Source organism: Streptomyces sp. CB01635 (genome assembly GCF_002803065.1).
GTDB lineage: Bacteria > Actinomycetota > Actinomycetes > Streptomycetales > Streptomycetaceae > Streptomyces.
Genome location: NZ_NNBL01000059.1, coordinates 1 through 3,152, shown reverse-complemented (window position 1 = coordinate 3,152; position 3,152 = coordinate 1). Strand labels below are relative to the sequence as shown.

Below are 3,152 nucleotides of genomic sequence, written 5' to 3'. Positions count from 1 at the left end.
CTCGGTGCCTTTCAGGTTTCCGCTCCGGCCTTTCGGCTTCCGCGTTTCCCTTTCCGGCGGTTCCGACTTTATCAGAAGTTCTCGGCCGGATTGACCGGCGTTCGTTTTCCGATTTATCGGGGGTGCGCTTCGGGAGAAAAACTCTCGGAAGCGAGCTAGACCTTAGTCGTTGCGGCCGACTCTGTCGAATCCGGGGCAACTGTTCGAATCTACCTCCCCACTCCGTCTGTGTCAACAGCTTTTGTGGGGCGACGAGGAGACTAGCAGGTCAGACGCCGCGAACGCACATCAGGCGGCAGTGGGAACCGAGGCGCTGCGCTCCGCCTTGTCCAGGTCCCCCGTCTCGCCGGCACGCGCCGCTCTGCCGCCGAGGACGTAGACGTAGACGAGAAATGCCAGCTCGGCGAGGACGCCGATGGTGATGCGGGCCCAGGTGGGGAGGCCCGAGGGGGTGACGAAGCCTTCGATCGCGCCCGAGATGAAGAGGATGAGTGCCAGGCCGATCGCCATTCCCAGGGCGGCGCGGCCTTCCTCGGCGAGGGCCGCGCGGCGGGTTCGGGGGCCCGGGTCGATGAGGGTCCAGCCGAGGCGCAGCCCCGTTCCGGCCGCTACGAAGACTGCCGTCAGTTCGAGGAGGCCGTGGGGCAGGACCAGGCCGAGGAAGGTGTCGAGACGGCCGGCCGAGGACATCAGGCCGATGCCCACACCCAGGTTCAGCATGTTCTGGAAGAGGATCCAGAGGACGGGGAGTCCCAGGAAGACGCCCAGGACCAGGCACATGGCGGCGGCCTGGGCATTGTTCGTCCACACCTGGGCGGCGAAGGAGGCCGCGGGGTGGCTGGAGTAGTACGTCTCGTACTGGCCGCCCGGGCGCGTGAGGTCGCGTAGTTCGGAAGGGGCGGCTATCGATGCCTGCACTTCGGGGTGGGTGCCTATCCACCAGCCCAGGAGGGCGGCTATCGCGGTGGAGAGGAGCGCGGTGGGGACCCACCAGTGGCGGGAGCGGTAGACCGCCGCGGGGAAGCCCTGGGTCAGGAAGCGGGTCACGTCGCGCCAGGAGGCGCGGCGGGTGCCTGTCACGGCACTACGCGCGCGTGCCACCAATTGTGTGAGGCGGCCGGATATCTGGGGGTCCGGGGCGCTGGACTGGATCAGGGAGAGGTGGGTCGCGGCCCGCTGGTAGAGCGTGACGAGTTCGTCCGCTTCGGCGCCGGTGAGGCGGCGCCTGCGGCGCAGCAACGCGTCCAGTCGGTCCCACTCGGCTCGGTGGGCGGACACGAAGACGTCGAGGTCCATCGGGTCGGCTGCTCCTCGGCTGCTGTTTCTGCGGCTACCTCTGCGGCGCGATGTGCCCTCAGCTTGGCAGACTGGCGGTTCCGAGGGCAGGGCAGGGAAGGACGGCCGGCGTGAGTGAGCTTGTGACGGGCGAGGCGGTGGCTCTTGAGCTGCGCCCCGCGAAACTGCCCAGTCGGGCTTTGGCAGTGGTCATCGATCTTGTCGTGGCGTTCACCGTGTACATCCTGGTGACGATGGGGATCGTGGCGTCGACCGCTTCCCTGGACCAGGCGGCGGCCGCCGCGGTGGCGGTGGCGACGTTTTTGCTGGTGCTTGTCGGGGTGCCGATTGCGGTGGAGACGCTGAGCCATGGGCGTTCGCTGGGCAAGCTGGCGTGCGGGCTTCGTGTGGTGCGGGACGACGGGGGGCCGATCCGGTTCCGGCATGCGCTGGTGCGCGGGGCAGTCGGGGTGGTGGAGATCCTCATGACGTTCGGGGTGGTCGCGTGCATTGCGTCGCTGGTGTCCGAGCGGGGGCGGCGGCTCGGGGACGTGTTCGCGGGGACGCTCGTCGTGCGGGAGCGGGTGCCGGCGGGGCCGGCGCGGTTCGTGCCTCCGCCGCCGCCGTGGCTGGTGGGGCGGTTCTCCGGGCTCGATCTGTCGGGGGTGCCGGACGGGCTGTGGCTGGCGGTCCGGTCGTATCTGACGCGGATGGGGCAGCTGGATCCGCAGGTGGGCCATTCGATGGCTGAGCGGCTTGCCGGTGATCTGGCGGCTTGTACGGGGGCTCCGGCGCCGGGGGATGTGCCGCCTGCGGCGTATCTGGCCGCGGTGGTGCATGAGCGGCAGTCGCGGGATGCGCGGCGGGCGTTCGGCGGCGGGGCGGGGGCTGCAGCTCCGGTGGGCGGGCCGAGGCCGGTGTATCCGGGTGCTGCGACGCCTGTTGGGCCGCCCGTGGGTCCTGCTGTCGCGGCTGCTGCGCCGCCCACCTCCGATGTCACGGCTGCGGGTCCTCGCGAGGACGAGGGGCCGGGCACCGGTTTCGTGCCGCCTGCCTGACGCGGGGCCGCCGCTTCTCAGGCGAAGGTCGACGGCGGGGATTCGAGGTGTTCGAGTTCGATGCCGGGGGCGGCGAGCACCACGTCGCCGGCGAGGTGGACGGCCTGCTGTTCCCCGGTGTCCAGGTCTGTGACCTGGTATTCGTCGACGTTCAGGGGGCCGGTGTCAGTGGCGTGTGTTTCTGTTTTCAGCAGGGCCCAGGACTGGTCGAGGGTGAGGGGGGCCAGGACCGGGTCGGTGAAGCGGACCAGTCGGACGCGGGTCGCGGGGGAAGCGGGGGTGAGGCGCAGCAGGCGTGCGGTGGCGACGAGGAAGGCCGGCGAGGTCCCGGTGAAGGCGTGGGCGGGGGCGTTTCCCTCGGTGGCGTGGGTGCCGGTGGGGTCGGTGCGTACCCAGGTGACGCCGTCGATGGCTGCTCCCCGTACTTGCCAGCTCGCCGCGTTGAGTTCGAGGCGGATGGGGCGGCCGAGTTCGTCGATGGCCAGGTCGACGGAGCCGGCGTGGTCGCCGGAGGGGGTGACGGTCTGGGAGACGTAGCGCCAGCCGGAGGGGCCGGGGGCGCAGTGGAAGTGTTCTTCGCCGAGGGGGGTGTGGTCGTGGGTGTCGTGGAGCGAATAGCGGCCGCGGGGCATGAGGGGCTCTCGAGGTCCTTCGGAGTCGTGCGGACGTCGGGTGGTGCGGGATGCCCGGGCCGGTACGGGGCAGGCCCCCCGCACCGGAGTGCGAGGGGCCTGCGTAGCACCGGGGTCCGCTCGGGATCAGTAGCGGTAGTGGTCCGGCTTGTACGGGCCGTCGACCTCCACGCCGATGTACGAGGCC

General features: G+C 70.4%; 3 protein-coding genes. 1 reads left to right on the top strand and 2 read right to left on the bottom strand.

The window, feature by feature from the left end:
• Positions 1-288: 288 nt before the first annotated feature.
• Positions 289-1,296, bottom strand: coding sequence for a stage II sporulation protein M (locus tag CG723_RS45825; RefSeq protein ID WP_100599482.1), 1,008 nt, complete (start codon positions 1,294-1,296; stop codon positions 289-291).
• A gap of 110 nt (positions 1,297-1,406) precedes the next feature.
• Between CG723_RS45825 and CG723_RS45820 the strand changes: the two genes are divergently transcribed.
• Positions 1,407-2,333, top strand: a complete 927-nt coding sequence (locus CG723_RS45820; protein WP_100599481.1) for an RDD family protein — start codon at positions 1,407-1,409, stop codon at positions 2,331-2,333.
• Positions 2,334-2,350: 17 nt separating this feature from the next.
• On the opposite strand, the gene CG723_RS45815 is transcribed toward CG723_RS45820, so the two are convergent.
• Complete coding sequence (locus CG723_RS45815) at positions 2,351-2,965, bottom strand: hypothetical protein (RefSeq protein WP_100599480.1); 615 nt, start codon at positions 2,963-2,965, stop codon at positions 2,351-2,353.
• Positions 2,966-3,152 lie beyond the last annotated feature (187 nt).